The 15,099-nt window shown below is 62.8% G+C and carries 11 protein-coding genes; 1 reads left to right on the top strand and 10 read right to left on the bottom strand.

Going from position 1 to position 15,099, the window contains the following annotated elements; genetic code table 11:
• Window positions 1-4: 4 nt before the first annotated feature.
• The 7 genes from DXK50_RS08385 to bacA form a co-directional block, all read right to left on the bottom strand.
• Complete coding sequence (locus DXK50_RS08385) at window positions 5-556, bottom strand: rhomboid family intramembrane serine protease (protein ID WP_212629977.1); 552 nt, start codon at window positions 554-556, stop codon at window positions 5-7.
• On the bottom strand, window positions 553-5,793 hold the full coding sequence (locus DXK50_RS08390) for a DNA repair ATPase (RefSeq protein WP_212629978.1): 5,241 nt from the start codon (window positions 5,791-5,793) through the stop codon (window positions 553-555). Before DXK50_RS08390 ends, DXK50_RS08385 begins: the two co-directional genes overlap by 4 nt.
• A gap of 143 nt (window positions 5,794-5,936) precedes the next feature.
• Complete coding sequence (locus DXK50_RS08395; protein WP_212629979.1) at window positions 5,937-6,176, bottom strand: hypothetical protein; 240 nt, start codon at window positions 6,174-6,176, stop codon at window positions 5,937-5,939.
• A 68-nt stretch (window positions 6,177-6,244) separates the two neighbouring features.
• Window positions 6,245-8,290, bottom strand: a complete 2,046-nt coding sequence (locus tag DXK50_RS08400; RefSeq protein ID WP_161865243.1) for a flotillin family protein — start codon at window positions 8,288-8,290, stop codon at window positions 6,245-6,247.
• Between the two features lie 78 nt (window positions 8,291-8,368).
• On the bottom strand, window positions 8,369-9,010 hold the full coding sequence (locus DXK50_RS08405) for an OB-fold-containig protein (RefSeq protein ID WP_212629980.1): 642 nt from the start codon (window positions 9,008-9,010) through the stop codon (window positions 8,369-8,371).
• 50 nt (window positions 9,011-9,060) lie between these two features.
• On the bottom strand, window positions 9,061-9,756 hold the full coding sequence (locus DXK50_RS08410) for a PspA/IM30 family protein (RefSeq protein WP_161865245.1): 696 nt from the start codon (window positions 9,754-9,756) through the stop codon (window positions 9,061-9,063).
• Between the two features lie 14 nt (window positions 9,757-9,770).
• Window positions 9,771-10,391, bottom strand: a complete 621-nt coding sequence (gene bacA, locus DXK50_RS08415) for a biofilm formation regulator BacA (RefSeq protein WP_212629981.1) — start codon at window positions 10,389-10,391, stop codon at window positions 9,771-9,773.
• A gap of 292 nt (window positions 10,392-10,683) precedes the next feature.
• Between bacA and DXK50_RS08420 the strand changes: the two genes are divergently transcribed.
• Window positions 10,684-10,935, top strand: a complete 252-nt coding sequence (locus DXK50_RS08420) for a hypothetical protein (protein ID WP_212629982.1) — start codon at window positions 10,684-10,686, stop codon at window positions 10,933-10,935.
• 46 nt (window positions 10,936-10,981) lie between these two features.
• Here DXK50_RS08420 and thrC read toward each other — a convergent pair whose 3' ends face one another.
• The 3 genes from thrC to DXK50_RS08435 all read right to left on the bottom strand — a co-directional run bounded on the left by thrC (window position 10,982) and on the right by DXK50_RS08435 (window position 14,761).
• On the bottom strand, window positions 10,982-12,391 hold the full coding sequence (gene thrC / locus DXK50_RS08425) for a threonine synthase (RefSeq protein WP_212629983.1): 1,410 nt from the start codon (window positions 12,389-12,391) through the stop codon (window positions 10,982-10,984).
• Between the two features lie 91 nt (window positions 12,392-12,482).
• A complete protein-coding gene (locus DXK50_RS08430; protein ID WP_212629985.1) occupies window positions 12,483-13,787 on the bottom strand; it encodes a homoserine dehydrogenase in 1,305 nt (434 codons plus the stop codon).
• Window positions 13,788-14,035: 248 nt separating this feature from the next.
• Window positions 14,036-14,761, bottom strand: a complete 726-nt coding sequence (locus DXK50_RS08435; RefSeq protein ID WP_212629986.1) for a thioredoxin fold domain-containing protein — start codon at window positions 14,759-14,761, stop codon at window positions 14,036-14,038.
• Window positions 14,762-15,099 lie beyond the last annotated feature (338 nt).

The following is a 15,099-nucleotide window of genomic DNA, read 5'->3' on the forward strand; positions in this document are numbered from 1 at the left end:
CTTTTCATCGTTGAATGCGGCGACGAGTCAGCGCGGCGTACAGCACACCGCAGAAAGCCCCCGCCAAATGGTATTCGAAGGAAACGCCGGCACGCGGCAGCAGGCCGAAGAACCAGCCGCCGTAGAGGAAGAACACCAGCACCGCCAGCAACAGGTCGAGCAGGCTGCGCTCGAACCAGGCCCGCGCCAGCAACAGCCCCCAGAAGCCGAACAGCCAGCCGCTGGCGCCGACATGCAGGCCGGTACGACCGAACAGCCAGACCAGCGTCCCGCTGCCAAGGATGATGAAGGCACTGGCGAAGAAGAAATCGCGGCGCGAGCGCAGCAGCACCAGAGAACCGAGCACCAGCAGGCCGCTGAGGTTGCCGAGCAGATGCGCCCAACTGCCGTGCAGCCAGGGCGCAAGGAAAATGCCCGGCAGTGCCTCGATATGCCGGGGCACCAGACCCCAGAGATTCAAGGCGCCGCCGAGGGCGCCATTGACCAGTTGCACCAGCAGCATCGCGCCGCTGATCACGATCAGCGGGCGTAACTCGACCAGCCAGCCTCGCCTCACGGCGCCTCGTCGTCCGCGGCATCGCTGCGCTGCTCGTGGCCGAGCAGCGTGCCGAGATCACGCAGCTGGGTGGAGATTTCCAGCATGCGGTTGTGCGTGCGCAAATCGATGTCGATCTTCTTGTCCATCGCTCTGATCAGCGGCAGGAAGCTGTTTTCCAGGCTATCGGCCAGGCTTTCGAGCAATTTTTGCGTGCCCGGCTGTGGCGGCGCAACCACCTCCACCTGCGGGCGCAGCCTGCCCAGATTATCCAGCCCGGCCAGCAACTGCTCCCAGGGGATGCCCGGCGCCTCGCTGGCCGGCTTGCCGGCAGCGCCCAGGCCGCGCACGCTCTCGACCAGGTCATTGAGCTGCGCCACCACGCGCCCGCCAACATCCGTATCGCTGCCGCCCATGGCCTTGTTGCGCATGAAGTCGCGCTTGATCTGCGCCCAGCGCTCGGCCTGCTCGGGCGTCTGGTTGCCGCGCAGCTCGGCGAGCTTGAGCAGGTTCTCCTCGGCGCCGGTGGTGAGCAGTTGCGACTCGCCCTGGTAGTGGTCGGCAATCAGTTGCAGCAGCTCGGCGTCGTTCATCACCGAGCTGATCTTCTCGGCCATCTTGTTCATGTTGCGGTAGCTGCCCTGCAGCTTGAACGGCGGCTCGGTGCGGTAGCTGTCGGCCTGGGCGGCGCTGACGATGTACTGCTGGTTGACCCGGCCGACCACATCGCGCACCTGCATCAGGCGCTGCAGGGTGGCGGTGATCTCGTTGATCTCGGCGGCGCTGTAGGTGTGGCTCAGCTCGTTGGCGGAGAACGGCTTGCCCTCGGCCTTGGCGACGAAGCGGTAGACGTCGGCCATGTCGCGGGTGGCCAGCGGCGCCAGCACCGGGTTGGAAGTCAGGCTGTTTTCGATGTAGGACAGCGCGAAGGCTTCCTGCATGCCGCCCAGGGTGTCGCCGAGGTTGTAGATGTCGGCGCGGTTGGCGAGCATGTCGGGAATCTTGAACACGTCGCCGGACTCGGTGTACGGGTTGCCGCTCATCACCACGCAGAACTTCTTGCCGCGCATGTCGTAGGTCTTGGTCTTGCCCTTCCACACGCCTTCGATGCGCCGCGTGCCGTCGCACAGCGAGATGAACTTCTGCAGGAACTCGGGGTGCGTGTGCTGGATGTCGTCGACGTAGAGCATCACGTTGTTGCCCATCTCCAGCGCCAGGTTGAGCTTTTCCAGCTCCTGACGCGAGGTGGCGTCCGGCGCCTGCGCAGGATCCACCGAACGCACTTCGTGACCGAGCGCCGGGCCGTTGACCTTCATGAAGATCAGGCCGAGGCGATGGGCCACGTATTCCATCAGCGTGGTCTTGCCGTAGCCGGGCGGCGAGATGAGCATCAACAGGCCCATCAGGTCGGTGCGCTTGTTCTCGCCGGCGGTGCCCATCTGCTTGGCCAGGTTGTCGCCGATGAAGCCCAGGTACACGTCGTTGATCAGCTTGTTACGCACGAAGGACGACAGCGGACGCGGTTTGAATTCGCTCAGGCGCAGCGCGTCGCGCTCGCGGTTGATGACTTCCTGGCGCAGCGCCTGGTAGCGCTGCAGCTGCGGCACGAAATGATTCAGGTGTTGCTGCAGGCGCGCGAAATAATCGTCGATGGCCAGCAGCAGCGTACCGTTCTGCACACGCGGATGATCGCCAAGCAGGCCGCTGACAGTGAAACGCAGATCGACCTCGGTGAAACGCCGCGGAAATTCGTCTTCCAGCAGGCTGACGGCGATCGCCTCGGGCACGTAGTCGGCCAGCTCATTCATGGCCGCGTCCTGCGCGCACAGGCCGTCGAACCAGGTCTGCGCCAGCGACCAGCGCTGCACCGGGCGGCCACGCAGGTTGTCCAGCGCGGCGCGGTAGTCGTCCCACACATGGCTGGCCTGCATGCGCTGCTGCAGGGTGTCGAGCAGTTGCCGGGCGTACTTGCTGAAGCTGAATTCGACCGGCTTGGCCGCCAGCTCCTCCACCAGATAGGCGGCAGCGGCCTTGCGCTGCGCCGCGTCCACCGCCAGCGGATGCTGAGCGAGGAAGCGCTGCATGGCCGCGTCGATCTCTTCGCGCAGGCGCTGCACGCCATCTTCGCTGCCGAACAGCTGACGCAGGTGCAGGCTGCTGCGCGCGCGCTCGGGCCACAGCTCGGCCTCGATGTCCTGTCCCCAGCGGTTCCAGAACAGCGCGGCGAAACCGCGCGCGGCCGGCGCGTAGCGCAGCAGCCCGGCGCTTTCGCGCAGCGGCAGCAGTTGAGTGAGGATCAGCGCCGCGTCGTGATCGTGGATGCCTTTTTCAAAGCCATCCTTGTAGCGCGGCGCGGCGAAGTCGCGAATCAAACGGGTCAGGGTTTCCGGCTGCGCCAGGTGGGTCTTGAGCAGATCGAGGCTCAGGCCTTCACGGCCGGCCACGGCGGCGTCGAGCACCAGGCCGGCGAGGTATTCGGCGCGGTACAGCGAGGGCGATTCGGACTCCAGCGAGACCTGCCAGTAATCACGCAGGCTTTCCAGCGTTTCATCGTGCAGCGGTTCGAGGAAATCGGTGCCCGTCAGGTGCAGGTAAAGCTGATCACCGCGCGGCATCAGGGTCAGGTCGAGTTCCTGGGTGTTGACGCTGAAGCGGTGACGTGGGCCGAGCTTGATGACGTTGCCGCCCTCCTCGAACAGCTCGCTCTTGTCGCGCAGGGCACGCACCGCCTGGTCTCGGGCGGCCTTGAGGCGCGCCTCGACGTCGTCGGCCTTGACGCTGTCTTTCAGTTCGCGCAGGCGCTCGGCCATCTCGCGCAACTTGAGAATCAGCGGGTCGGCGGCGAAGAAGGCGTTGAGCTCCTCCATCTGGGTCAGCCGCGCGGTGCGCCGGCCCAGGCTGTCGAGGATGCGCTGAGCGGCGTCGAGCACACCCTGGGCGCGTCGCTGGCGGTCGTCGAGCAGGCTCTGCTTGTGCGACTCGAAGGTTTCCAGCAGTTCTTCACGCTTGCCGAGAATGTCGCTGAGGAATTCCTCATGATCGCCGAACTGGCTTTCCAGTTCTTCGAGCTGCACCAACAGGCGCGACAGCTGCTCGTCGCACTTCTCCGGGTCCTGGGCCAGCGCCAGGGCGTTGGTGATGCCCTGGCTGAACAGTTTGAACTGGGCGCCGAACTGCGCCACGGTCTCGGCCGAGCCCAGGCCCTTGCGCCGCTGCTCGGCACGCGCCTTGGCCTGGTTGAGATGGGCGTAGACCTCGGAAATCGACTCGACGATGGCGGTACGCTGGGTGGCGTCGTCGATCTTGAGCCCGGCCATAAGGCTCGACAGCATGTCCAGGTTGCCGGCCATGGCCTGCATCTCGGCCAGCGGCTCATTCAGCTGGGTGACGCTCTCGGCCTTCTGCGCCAGGCCATCCAGTTCGCTCAGGCGCTGCACGTAGGGTTGCAGCGCGGCGTCACTGGCAAGGAAGGCGGAGGTGGCCATGGCCACGCGCTCCTGCGCCTCGAGCAGTTCGGCTTCCATGGCGTCGATGCGCGCCACGTCGATGTAGCGGTAGTCGCGGATGGTCAGCAACTGGCCGCGCTGCGCGGTGATGGCGCCCAGCGCCTCGACGAAGTGCTGCACCTCGTCAAAGCTGTCGACCAGCAGGCCGGAGAGCAGACTCTTCTGCCGGGTTTCGGCCTCGGCCATGGCGCGCGCCGATTGTTGGCGGATGCTCTCGACCTTCTCGAATTCGTCGAGCACCAGCTCGCCAGTGGCGGCGATCTCACGCAACAGCGGCGCCAGCTCGGCGCACTGGTCGTCGCTCAGCCAGTGGTAGACGTCGAACAGACGGCGGGTGTTCTGGCATAGCTGGGTGTAGCGCGCCACCGACACTTCGCGGCTGTCGATCTCACGGCTGAGGTTGAGCAGGTCGGACACACCGCGCACCAGTTCGGCATTGCCGATACGCCCGAAGAAACCGCTACGCGCCGGCTGACGAGCGGCGTAATCGTCGCTCTCGAACGGCGTCTGCCAGATCTGCATCGGATGGATGCGGGTCGGCTCGCTGCCCTCGGCGGCGAAGATCACCATGCGCCCGTCTTCCAGACGCGCGTAACCGTGGCCGAAGATCGGGTTGTGCAGCTGGCGGTTGATCATGTTGTAGGTGAACAGCGCCGAGCGACCTTCTTCCGGGTGGTAGAAGATGTACTGCACGTCCTCGCCGTTGGGCGAGCGCACCGAACGCTTGAAACGCATGCCGCCCATGGGCTGTTCGAAGGTCTTGTATTGCCCGCTCTGCAGGTAATAACCGCCAGGGAAGATGATGCCGTGCTCTTCCGGCAGCTGTACGCAGGCCAGGCCGATGGCGTCGATGCGCTCGACCTGGTTGGTCAGGCTGTTGAACACCAGGTAGCGCCACTGCTCCTCGCGGTACGGCAGTATCTTCAGCAGGATCAGGCTGCCCAGGCGGGCGTATTCGATCTGCGCGTCATCCAGCGACTGGGTCTTGTCCACCACCGCTTCGCGGTAGATGCCCTGACCGTCCTGGGTGTTGTTCTCGACCTTGATGGTGAGGTCGCCACCGATGGTTTCGACGAACACCGTGTCGAGGATATTCATGTGCGGGTGGCGGCCGGTGACCACCATTTCACGGGACGTCTTCTGCCACTCGAAGTCGAACGGCGCCGGCAGCGCGATATCGCGCTCGCCACGGTTGTCGATGTAGCGGACGTCCTTGCCGTCCGTGGAGATCGACCAGCGGAACACGCGGATGTCGCTGACCCGCTCGCCGATCTGGAAACTCGCCAGCAGCTTGCCATCGCGGATGGCCAGCTGCAGCAGGCGGGTGTTCTTGTAATAGGTGTACAGCTCGTTGAAGTCGGCGACGAAACTGGCCTGGGCAAGAAAGCTGCCCTCCAGCGGCACCGGCTCGGCGTCATAGCCTTCAGGCCCCTCGACCAGGCGGTAGAGGGAGAACACGTCGGCGACGCTGGTTTCCTTCTTCAGGCCGATGAACACGTTGTAGCCGAACAGCAGGCATTCACCGACCTGGACGATATCGCGGGCGATGCAGTTGTTCTCGGTGCGGATGCGCACCCGACCGATGGCTTCCATATGGCTGCTGCCAAACTCGGCCAGACGCTGGCCGTTGAGCGCTTCGGTCAGCCCGCGCAGGCGCTGGCCCTGCTCCTGCAGGCGCTTGTGCAGCACCTCGTAGGCGCCGCCTTCGGCGACGGCCTTGTCCAATACGTCCTGTGTTTGTGCGTCCGACATCGTGTTCTTCCTGGATAGGCGGCCTTCAGCCCCCGCGCCTGTTCAGCCAGGCAAGGGGACTGGGAATGCGGGTGGCGCTTGCGCGGCGAAGATCGGGCCGCGGCAATCTGGTGTGCGGCGGATGGGCGACCCCACCCGGCAAGTCAGGCGCCGATCTTCTTCTCGACGATGGCGATCTTTTCGCGCAGCGCCGCGTCGATCTCTTCGGGGCGAACCTGGGCAATGATCTTGCGCAGCACCCGTACTTCGTTGTCGTCGATCACGCCGTCGCGCTCGGCGATCTCCAGCAGGCTCTTGAGCTCCTGCGCATCCAGACGACCATCGTTGCTGAAGCACTGGATCGAGCGGAAGGTCATCTCCAGATAGTCTCTTGACTCTGCCATCGCATATTCCCCGGTTGATCGAAAGGTAGACAGCGTGGGCGGCACTTCAGCCGCCCATGATTAAGGCCTCAGGCCTGCTCCGGGCCTGCGCTCGGCGCGTTCACCGGCGCGGCAGCGGCGGCCTTGCCGTTCAGCAGACGCGACAGCACGTCCTGCACCACCGGGCTCTTGCCGACAACGCCTTCGATGGCCTTGCCCACCGACAGCGACTTGGCGAAGGAGTTGAAGAAGTCGCCCTCGCCACCGACGATCTCGATCTTCGCCTTGGCCAGCGCGGTAGCCAGCACCTCGGCCTGATCCTTGGCGATATCCTTGTTCGCAGCGATGGCGGCCATGGCCTCCTCGAAGCTCTTTTCCAGCTGCATGCGGAACTCTTCGTGGGCGCGCGCGTTGTCGCTGAGCGAATCCAGCGCGCCGAACTTCTTGCCCAGGCCTTCCGCTTCGGCGTTCAGACGCTCCAGCAGCACCTGTGCTTCGGCCATACCCAGATCCTGGGTCGCCTTGGCCTTGGCGGTACCGAGTTGCTCTTCGCCGCGCGCCTGGGCGCCCAGCTTCTCTTCCAGCACCTTGGCGTCGGCCAGGCCGTCCTTTTCCTTGGCAGCGGCTTGCGCTTCGATGACACGCGCCTGCGCCAGACCTTTCTCCTGCTCGCCCTTGGCCTCGGCGATCAGACGCTCGGCCTGCACGCGAGCCTCAGCCAGGCCTTCCTTCTCCTTGGCCGCGGCGGTGACTTCACGCACACGCGCATCGGCCAGGCCAGGTGCGGCGCGCTCGGCTTCGATACCTTCGGCCAGCTTCTTCTTGGCCTCGGCGCTCTTGGCAGCCGCTTCCAGCTCGGCCTGGGCCAGGGTGTTGATCTCGACAGCCTTGTGCTTGGAACGTGTCTCGTCGGCTTCGGCCTGCTTGACCTGGCGCACCAGCTCCTGCTCGGCTTCGGCCTGGGCATTGAGCACGGTGACCTGCTTGAGGCGCTCGGCCTCGGAGACTTCACGCACTTCCTTGATGCGCTCTTCTTCCTGAGCGACGGTCTTCTCGACCGCTACCCGCTCGCGGATCACACCGGCGATGTTCTTGCGCTCTTCTTCCAGCGCCTTTTCCTTCTCGATGCGCTGCAGCTCGACTTCACGCTCGCGGGCAACGATTTCCAGTTGCTGGGCACGCACGACCTTTTCCTTCTCGATCGTGACCGCACGCTCGCGGTTCTGCTCCGCCACTTCGACTTCGCGAGAGGCATTTTCCTCACGGATGTCGATCTGTTCCTGAGTCTGGATACGTGCCTGCTCGGCCTTCAGACGCTCTTCTTCCTTGACCTTCAGCGTCTCGGCCTGCTCACGAGCCTGGATGGTTTCGATCTCACGCTTCTGACGCGCCTCGGCATCGGCCTGCTGACGCTCCAGAGCCAGGGTCGCCTCGCGGGTTTCGACGTTCTTCTTCTTGATCGCCAGCTCTTCGTTGCGCTCCAGCTCGTTGGTGATGACGTTCTGCGCAGCGGTCAGCTCGGTGATCTTGCGGATACCTTCGGCGTCGAGGATGTTGCTCGGGTCCAGCGAATGCTTGGCCGTCTGTTCCAGGTAGTCGATGGCCACGTCTTCCAGCACGTAGCCGTTGAGGTCGTTGCCGATCACCTCGACGATACGATCACGGAATTCCTGACGATTCTCGAACAACTGGACGAAATCGAACTGCTTGCCGACGGTCTTCAGCGCTTCGGAGAACTTGGCATTGAACAGCTCGTTGACCGCCGCGCGGTCGGAGGCACGCTCCACGCCGATGGCCTTGGCCACCTTGAGCACGTCTTCCTGGGTCTCGTTGACGCGCAGGTAAAAGGCCACGGTGATGTCGGCACGCATGTTGTCGCGGCAGATCAGACCGTCCTTGGCGCGGCGGTCCACCTCCAGGGTGATCAGGGAGATCTTCATGAACTCCTTGAGGTGGATCACCGGGTACACCAGGGAGCCGGTGAAGTGCACCTTGGGCGTCGAGCTCATGTCGTTGACGATCAGCGCAGTGCCCTGCGGAACCTTGATATAGAAGGCCTTGAACAGGGCGATCAGGGCGATCACGAAAAGGACGACCAGCCCTGCCCCGACGATGAAGGGGATGAGGTTTTCCATTACAGCTTTACTCCTTTGCTAATTGTGCAGGCAGGTACGGCATACCCTGCCTGCCCTCTGTTACGTATGGGTGGTCGGCTAGACGCCACGAAACTCTTCTTCGGTGATGATGCGATAGGCGTGTTCGGCCGCCAGGTATTCCAGCAGCACGACACGGTCGCCGCGCTTGAAGCCCTGCGCCTCGTCGGCGCGCACGCGCAGGATGAGCCCGGCGCCACCATCTTCCAGCACCGCCTCGCCATGGTTGGCCGTGACGCGACCGCTGCGCACCACCGCCACCTGGCCCAGCACCGATTTGCTGCTGACAGCCTCGACCTTGTGAAACAAGGGGCGTAGCGGCCGGCAGACTGCCGCGCACAAGGGTGCCGCCACGACGAATGCGCCAGCGATGACCACCAGCCCCAGCGGGTAGCGAAGAATGCCCAGCGGCATATGGCGTAGCAGCCATAGTTCGACGAAGTAGCAGATGAACCAGCCGAAGAAGAACAGGAGCGTCAGCACCAGGGTGACCGGCACACCGTCAAGCTTGAGCTTGTAGAGCAGACCGGCAAGACCCTCGGTCTGGCCGCTGCCCTCCATCATCGAGTCGGCCTCGAGATCGAGCAGGTCGACCTCGAGCAGGCCAGCGGCGACCACCAGCCAGTAGATGACCGCCACGCACAGCAGGAAGCTGTAGATGGCGGTGGGGAATGACAGCGCTGTCTGCAGGAAGAGTTCCATTTTTTCCTTTCCCTGGAGTAGGGAAACGGGGCGCGAACGCCCCGCATCGTTCAAGCCTTGGACTTGTCCTTCAGGCGCGCCAGCACGCTGTCGGCACTGGCGTTGTCGGCCTTGATGCCGGCGGCACGCAGCTTGGCTTCCAGCGAATCGTCCGGCGCGCTGGTGGCGGCCAGTTCGGCCGAGGCCTCCATCTTCGCCGCGCGCTCGGCCTGCTTCTGCTTGATGCGCTCGAGCGACTCGACCGCAGTCTGCAGCTTGGCCTGCGAACCACCGTAACGCTGCGCCACGGCCATCTGCGCCTTCTGCACGCTTTCGGTGGCCTTGACCGTATCCACCTGCTGCTTGAGACGCTTGATATTGCCCTCGGCCTGGGTCACCGCCTTGCGCAGTTGCGCCACGCTGGCAGCGAAACCTTCGGCCTGTTCGCGCTCGCTGGCCTGTTCGATTTCCAGGTTGGCGATCTTCTCGGCCACTTCCTTGGCCAGGGTTTCATTGCCGGCTTCCAGCGCCTTGAGCGCGTACTGTTCGTACTCGGCGATGCTGGCCGCGCTCTTGTTCACCTTGTCGCTGGCGAGCTTGTGCTTGGCCATGATCTCGGCCAACGCTTCCTTGGATTTGCGCAACTCGACATCGGCGTCGCGGATTTCCTGATCGAGGATGCGCAGCGCCTGGCTGTCGACCACCGCTTCGCCCATTTCATTGGCACCGCCACGCAGCGCCGTCAGCAGTTTGCTCCAGACATTCATCGCGTTTTCTCCTTTCAGGCGCCAGTCTTGAGGAAGCCTTCATAGGCTTCGGTGGCCTTGATCACGTTGTCCGCCAGCAGCTCGATCTCGAACACCACGTCCGACAGGCTGGAATAGGAACTCAGCGCACCGAACATGGTGTAGCAATCACACCCGTCGACCATCTTCTCCAGGCCGATGGACGATAACGGGAACAGCTTGTGGGTGCGCAGCACCTCTTCATTGAAGGCCGCGGCATCACCCACGTCGCTGGCCGGCCAGAGCAGCGCCTCGACGATGATCTGCTCGCCGAATACGGCGATGAACAGCGGCAGGTCGCCGTATTCGCGCATGGTGATGTGCAGGCTGGCGTCAGCGCCTTGGATCAGCTCGATGCCGGCCTGACCGCTTTGGAACAGTTCCGTTGCCGCCAGAGCTTCGTGCAGCGCCTGAGCGGTCCAAACCTGAGGCATGTTCATACCCTCCTCCTTCTCCATCGAAGCCAGCAGCGACTGTGGCTGGCGCAGTTTGCGCTCGAACGCGACCAGAAGCGGCGCATGCTCGGGCAATATCCAGACTTCCTTTTTCACCAACCCCTGTTCGCGCAGGCGCTGACGATAAAGACGCTGGTAATGGGCTGATGATTTGCTATCCATGAATCGCAGCCTAGACCCTTACATGTAAGCCGTAAAGTGATTACATGTAATAAATGTGATGCCGTTCGTCAGATCAGCGCGCAGGAGTCATCCTCGGCAGGAAACGCCGAAGACTGCACAGGAATGGGAAAGAAGAGAGGCAGGCACCCAGACTCATCCATGATTCGAGCAAAACGCTTCCATTCGCGAAGTGTCGAATTAAACCGCAGACGCTTGCGTTGCGCACGGGAAAAAGCGCTAACCGGGTCGCAGTTATGACCCAGAACCCGTCAACAGGGAGACAGCCAGCACCATGAATGAACTACCACCCGCGGTACGCCAGCTGGTGCATGCCGGCCAACGCCAGGCCGCCATCGACCTGCTGAGCGAGTACCTGGCAAACGACCAGCAAGAGGCCGAACGCCGCATCGACCAGTACCTGGAGAACGACCCGCCGGTGCATCTGCGCGGCGCCGGCGTCGTACGCGCCAGCCGCCTGAACGCGCTGATCTGGCTGACGCTGATCATTCTGATGGCGCTAGCCGGCCTGTTCTTCGCCCGGTAAACGAAACCGGCGCCACGAGGGCGCCGGTTTTATCAGAACAAAAGCCTCAGAGCGGCTTGCCGCGATTGCCGTGAGCGGCAACGAACTGCTGCACCGCCTTCAGATCGTTGGCCAGCACCGTGCAACGCTCTTCACGTTGGAACAGGTCGGTCAGATGCGCGGGTAATGTCGGAACGGCGTCGATACCCGCCTTCTCCACCGCCTCGGGGAACTTGACCGGGTGCGCCGTGCCCAGCACAACCATGGGCGTGGCCAGGCTGCGACGGCATTCACGCGCGGCGCGTACGCCGATGGCCGTGTGCGGGTCGAGCAGCTCGCCACACTCCTTGTACACCTCGGTGATGGTCTCGCATGTCTGCTCGTCGTTGACGGCCAGCGAGTCGAACAGTTTGCGCGCCTCGGTCCAGCGATCTTCCTCGACACTGAAACCACCGCCCTGCTTGAAGCTGTCCATCAGGCTGGCAATGGCCGCGCCATTACGGCCGTGCAGGTCGAACAGCAGGCGCTCGAAGTTGGACGACACCATGATGTCCATCGACGGCGACAGGGTCGGATGCAGGGTTTCCTTGACGTACTGATTGCCGCTCATGAAGCGGTGCAGGATGTCGTTACGGTTGGTGGCGACGATCAGCTGGCTGACCGGCAGGCCCATGTTGCGCGCCAGGTAGCCGGCAAAGATGTCGCCGAAGTTGCCGGTCGGCACCGAGAAAGCTACCGAGCGCGCCGGACCACCAAGCTGCAGCGCGGCGTGGAAGTAGTAGACGATCTGGGCCATGATCCGCGCCCAGTTGATCGAGTTGACCGCAACCAGACGGGTGCCCTTGAGGAAGCCCTGGTCGGCGAAGCTGGCCTTGACCATCTCCTGGCAGTCGTCGAAGTTGCCTTCGATGGCGATGTTATGGATGTTGTCGCCGAGAATGGTGGTCATCTGCCGACGCTGCACCTCGGAGACACGGTTGTGCGGGTGCATGATGAAGATGTCGACGTTGTCGCAGGCCTTGCAGCCTTCGATGGCCGCCGAACCGGTATCCCCGGAGGTGGCGCCCATGATCACCACACGCTCGCCGCGCTTGGCCAGCACGTGATCGAGCAGGCGACCAAGCAGCTGCAGGGCGAAGTCCTTGAACGCCAGGGTCGGGCCGTGGAACAGCTCCAGCACCCATTCGTTGCCGTTGAGCTGACGCAGCGGCGCCACGGCGTTGTGCTCGAACACCCCGTAGGTTTCTTCGAGGATCTTCTTGAAGTCGGCATCGGCGATGGAGCCGGCGACGAACGGACGCATCACGCGGAAGGCCAGCTCGTGGTACGGCAATCCGGCCCAGGAAGCGATCTCCTCGACGGTAAAACGCGGCAGATTCTCCGGCACGTAGAGACCGCCATCGCTGGCCAGACCAGCAAGCAGCACGTCTTCGAAATTCAGGGCCGGCGCCTGGCCGCGGGTACTGATATAGCGCATTGTTCAAAACCTTCGGTTTTGGCTTCAGGCTCCAGGCCTCAGGCTCCAGGCAAGTTCGCCTGCGGCCTGTGCCTGTAGCCTGCAGCCCGAGTTAATTGAGCTGTTCGACGCGCAGACGCATGACCGGCGAGGTCACGCCATCCAGCGCCTCCATGGCGGCGATAGCCTCGATGATACGCGCCTCGACCACACGATGGGTCACGAGAATCATCGGCACCAGGCCGTCCTGCTCCTCGGCTTCCTTCTGCATGATCGACTCGATGTTGATACCGCGCTCGGAGAGGATGCTCGCCACCTGCGCCAACACACCCGGATGATCCTTGGCCTGGATGCGCAGGTAATAGGCGCTCTCGCAAGCCTCGATGGGCAGGATCGGGTGATCGGACAGCGAATCCGGCTGGAAGGCCAGGTGCGGCACGCGGTTGGTCGGGTCGGTAGTCAGCGCACGGACCACGTCCACCAGGTCGGCCACCACTGCCGAAGCGGTAGGTTCCATCCCGGCACCGGCGCCGTAGTACAGCGTGCTGCCAACCGCATCGCCATTGACCATCACAGCATTCATCACGCCGTTGACATTGGCGATCAGGCGGTCGGCCGGGATCAGCGTCGGATGCACGCGCAGCTCGATACCGGCATCGGTACGACGAGCGACGCCCAGGTGCTTGATGCGATAGCCCAAGGCCTCGGCGTAGTTCACATCGGCCGTGGTCAGCTTGGTGATGCCTTCGGTGTAGGCCTTGTCGAACTGCAGCGGAATGCCGAAGGCGATGGACGCCAGGATAGTCAGCTTATGCGCGGCATCGATACCTTCGACATCGAAGGTCGGATCGGCTTCGGCGTAACCCAGCGCCTGCGCTTCCTTGAGTACATCTTCGAAGGCGCGGCCTTTCTCGCGCATCTCAGTGAGGATGAAGTTGCCGGTGCCGTTGATGATGCCGGCCAGCCAGTTGATGCGGTTGGCAGACAGACCTTCGCGGATGGCCTTGATCACTGGAATACCGCCAGCGACGGCAGCTTCGAAAGCGACGATAACGCCCTTCTCGCGCGCCTTGGCGAAGATATCGTTACCATGCACGGCGATCAGCGCCTTGTTCGCAGTGACTACATGCTTGCCGTTGTCGATGGCCTTGAGCACCAGCTCCTTGGCCAGGGTGTAGCCGCCGATCAGCTCGATGACGATATCGATCTCGGGGTTGTTGACCAGCTCGAACACGTCGCTGGTCATGGCAATGCCGGTGGTGTCGTACTGCGGCTTGGGCGAGCGAATGGCGATCTGGGCAATCTCGATGCCGCGACCAGCGCGCCGAGTAATCTCCTCGGCATTGCGCTTGAGTACATTCAACGTACCGCCACCGACGGTGCCCAACCCACAGATGCCCACTTTGACCGGCTTCACACTCAATTCCCCATCAGCACTGCACGAAACGGCCGAAGCATGCTCCGGCCGCAGATAAAGAGCCGCACCTTACGAAGCGGCTGTTTGTTAGTCAATCCACGGCTCACAGAACCTTTTCACGAGCTCGCGAGCTAGAGCTATGCAAGGCAAAAACAGGCGAGGAAGCGCAGTTTACGAAGTGTAAATGAGCATTCCGAGCCTGTTTTTAACGCAGCAGAGCCGACGCGCAGCAGGTCGTGGACAGGTTCTTAGTTAGACTCCAGGGCAATCTTGGCTAACTGCGGCGCCGGCTGATAGCCCGGAATCATCTTGCCGTTGGCCAGCACAATGGCCGGCGTACCGTTGACCCCGATCATCTGGCCCAGCTGATACTGCTTGGCCACCGGATTGTCACAGGTCGCATCGGCGACGCTCTGGCGAGTCTTGGCGCGATTCATGGCTTCCTGCTGATCCTTGGCGCACCAGACATTGACCAGCTCCTTGGCTGCCGGGCTGTTCAGCCCCTGGCGCGGGAAAGCGACATAACGCACTTCCACGCCCAGACGGTTGAGCTCCGGCACTTCGCTGTGCAGCTTCTGGCAATAGCCGCAGTCGGTATCGGTGAACACGGTGATATGGGTCTTCGGTGCCTTGGGCGCGAACACCACCATTTCCTTGGCCGGAATGGCGTTGATCTGCTTGGCCACGGCGCGGCTTTCCTCGATCTCGGTAAGGTTCACGGCCTTGCCATCCTTGACCTGGAACAGGTAGCCCTGCAGCAGGAACTGACCATCTGCGCTGGTATAGAGCTGACGACCACCTTCCAGTTGCACCTGGTAGATACCGATCATCGGACTCTCGGCAATGGCCTCGATCGGCAGGTTGGCGTCGAGCGACTTGAGCGACTGACGGATGACCTGATCGGGGTCGGCAGCCAGCGTGACGCTACTGCCCAGCGCGAGCGCCAGAGCAATGGAAATACGGGTCAGGGACATGAACACTCCTGTCGAACGACGGACCGGTGAAATCGCTACAGCCTACCACAGATGGCGCCGCAGACAGCCGAACAGGTAGCACATAGCGTACAAGCCCACGCTACGACTAACCGCCTGCTCCTCGACCGAAACGCGATCTTGCAAGCCTTATTCCAACCGCGCCAATGCATATAGCGAAACGATCCATACATTTACCTTGTGCACTAATGTTTATCGCAATACATTTATTCCCATGGAAACGGTTAGCGCACAAACGTTTAGCAAACCAATCCATCATTCACTTACCGACGAGGATCACCACCATGACTATCGAAAACGTTCTCTACCGTGCAACCGCT

The organism is Pseudomonas sp. KB-10 (genome assembly GCF_018221585.1).
Taxonomy (GTDB): Bacteria; Pseudomonadota; Gammaproteobacteria; order Pseudomonadales; family Pseudomonadaceae; genus Aquipseudomonas; species Aquipseudomonas yangonensis.

What these genes read in the sequence shown, in the direction of transcription:
- DXK50_RS08395 (WP_212629979.1), bottom strand. Translation starts at nt 6,176, where the DNA reads ATGGCAGAGTCAAGAGACTATCTGGAGATGACCTTCCGCTCGATCCAG.
- DXK50_RS08405 (WP_212629980.1), bottom strand. Translation starts at nt 9,010, where the DNA reads ATGGAACTCTTCCTGCAGACAGCGCTGTCATTCCCCACCGCCATCTAC.
- DXK50_RS08435 (WP_212629986.1), bottom strand. Translation starts at nt 14,761, where the DNA reads ATGTCCCTGACCCGTATTTCCATTGCTCTGGCGCTCGCGCTGGGCAGT.
- bacA (WP_212629981.1), bottom strand. Translation starts at nt 10,391, where the DNA reads ATGGATAGCAAATCATCAGCCCATTACCAGCGTCTTTATCGTCAGCGC.
- DXK50_RS08420 (WP_212629982.1), top strand. Translation starts at nt 10,684, where the DNA reads ATGAATGAACTACCACCCGCGGTACGCCAGCTGGTGCATGCCGGCCAA.
- DXK50_RS08400 (WP_161865243.1), bottom strand. Translation starts at nt 8,290, where the DNA reads ATGGAAAACCTCATCCCCTTCATCGTCGGGGCAGGGCTGGTCGTCCTT.
- thrC (WP_212629983.1), bottom strand. Translation starts at nt 12,391, where the DNA reads ATGCGCTATATCAGTACCCGCGGCCAGGCGCCGGCCCTGAATTTCGAA.
- DXK50_RS08390 (WP_212629978.1), bottom strand. Translation starts at nt 5,793, where the DNA reads ATGTCGGACGCACAAACACAGGACGTATTGGACAAGGCCGTCGCCGAA.
- DXK50_RS08410 (WP_161865245.1), bottom strand. Translation starts at nt 9,756, where the DNA reads ATGAATGTCTGGAGCAAACTGCTGACGGCGCTGCGTGGCGGTGCCAAT.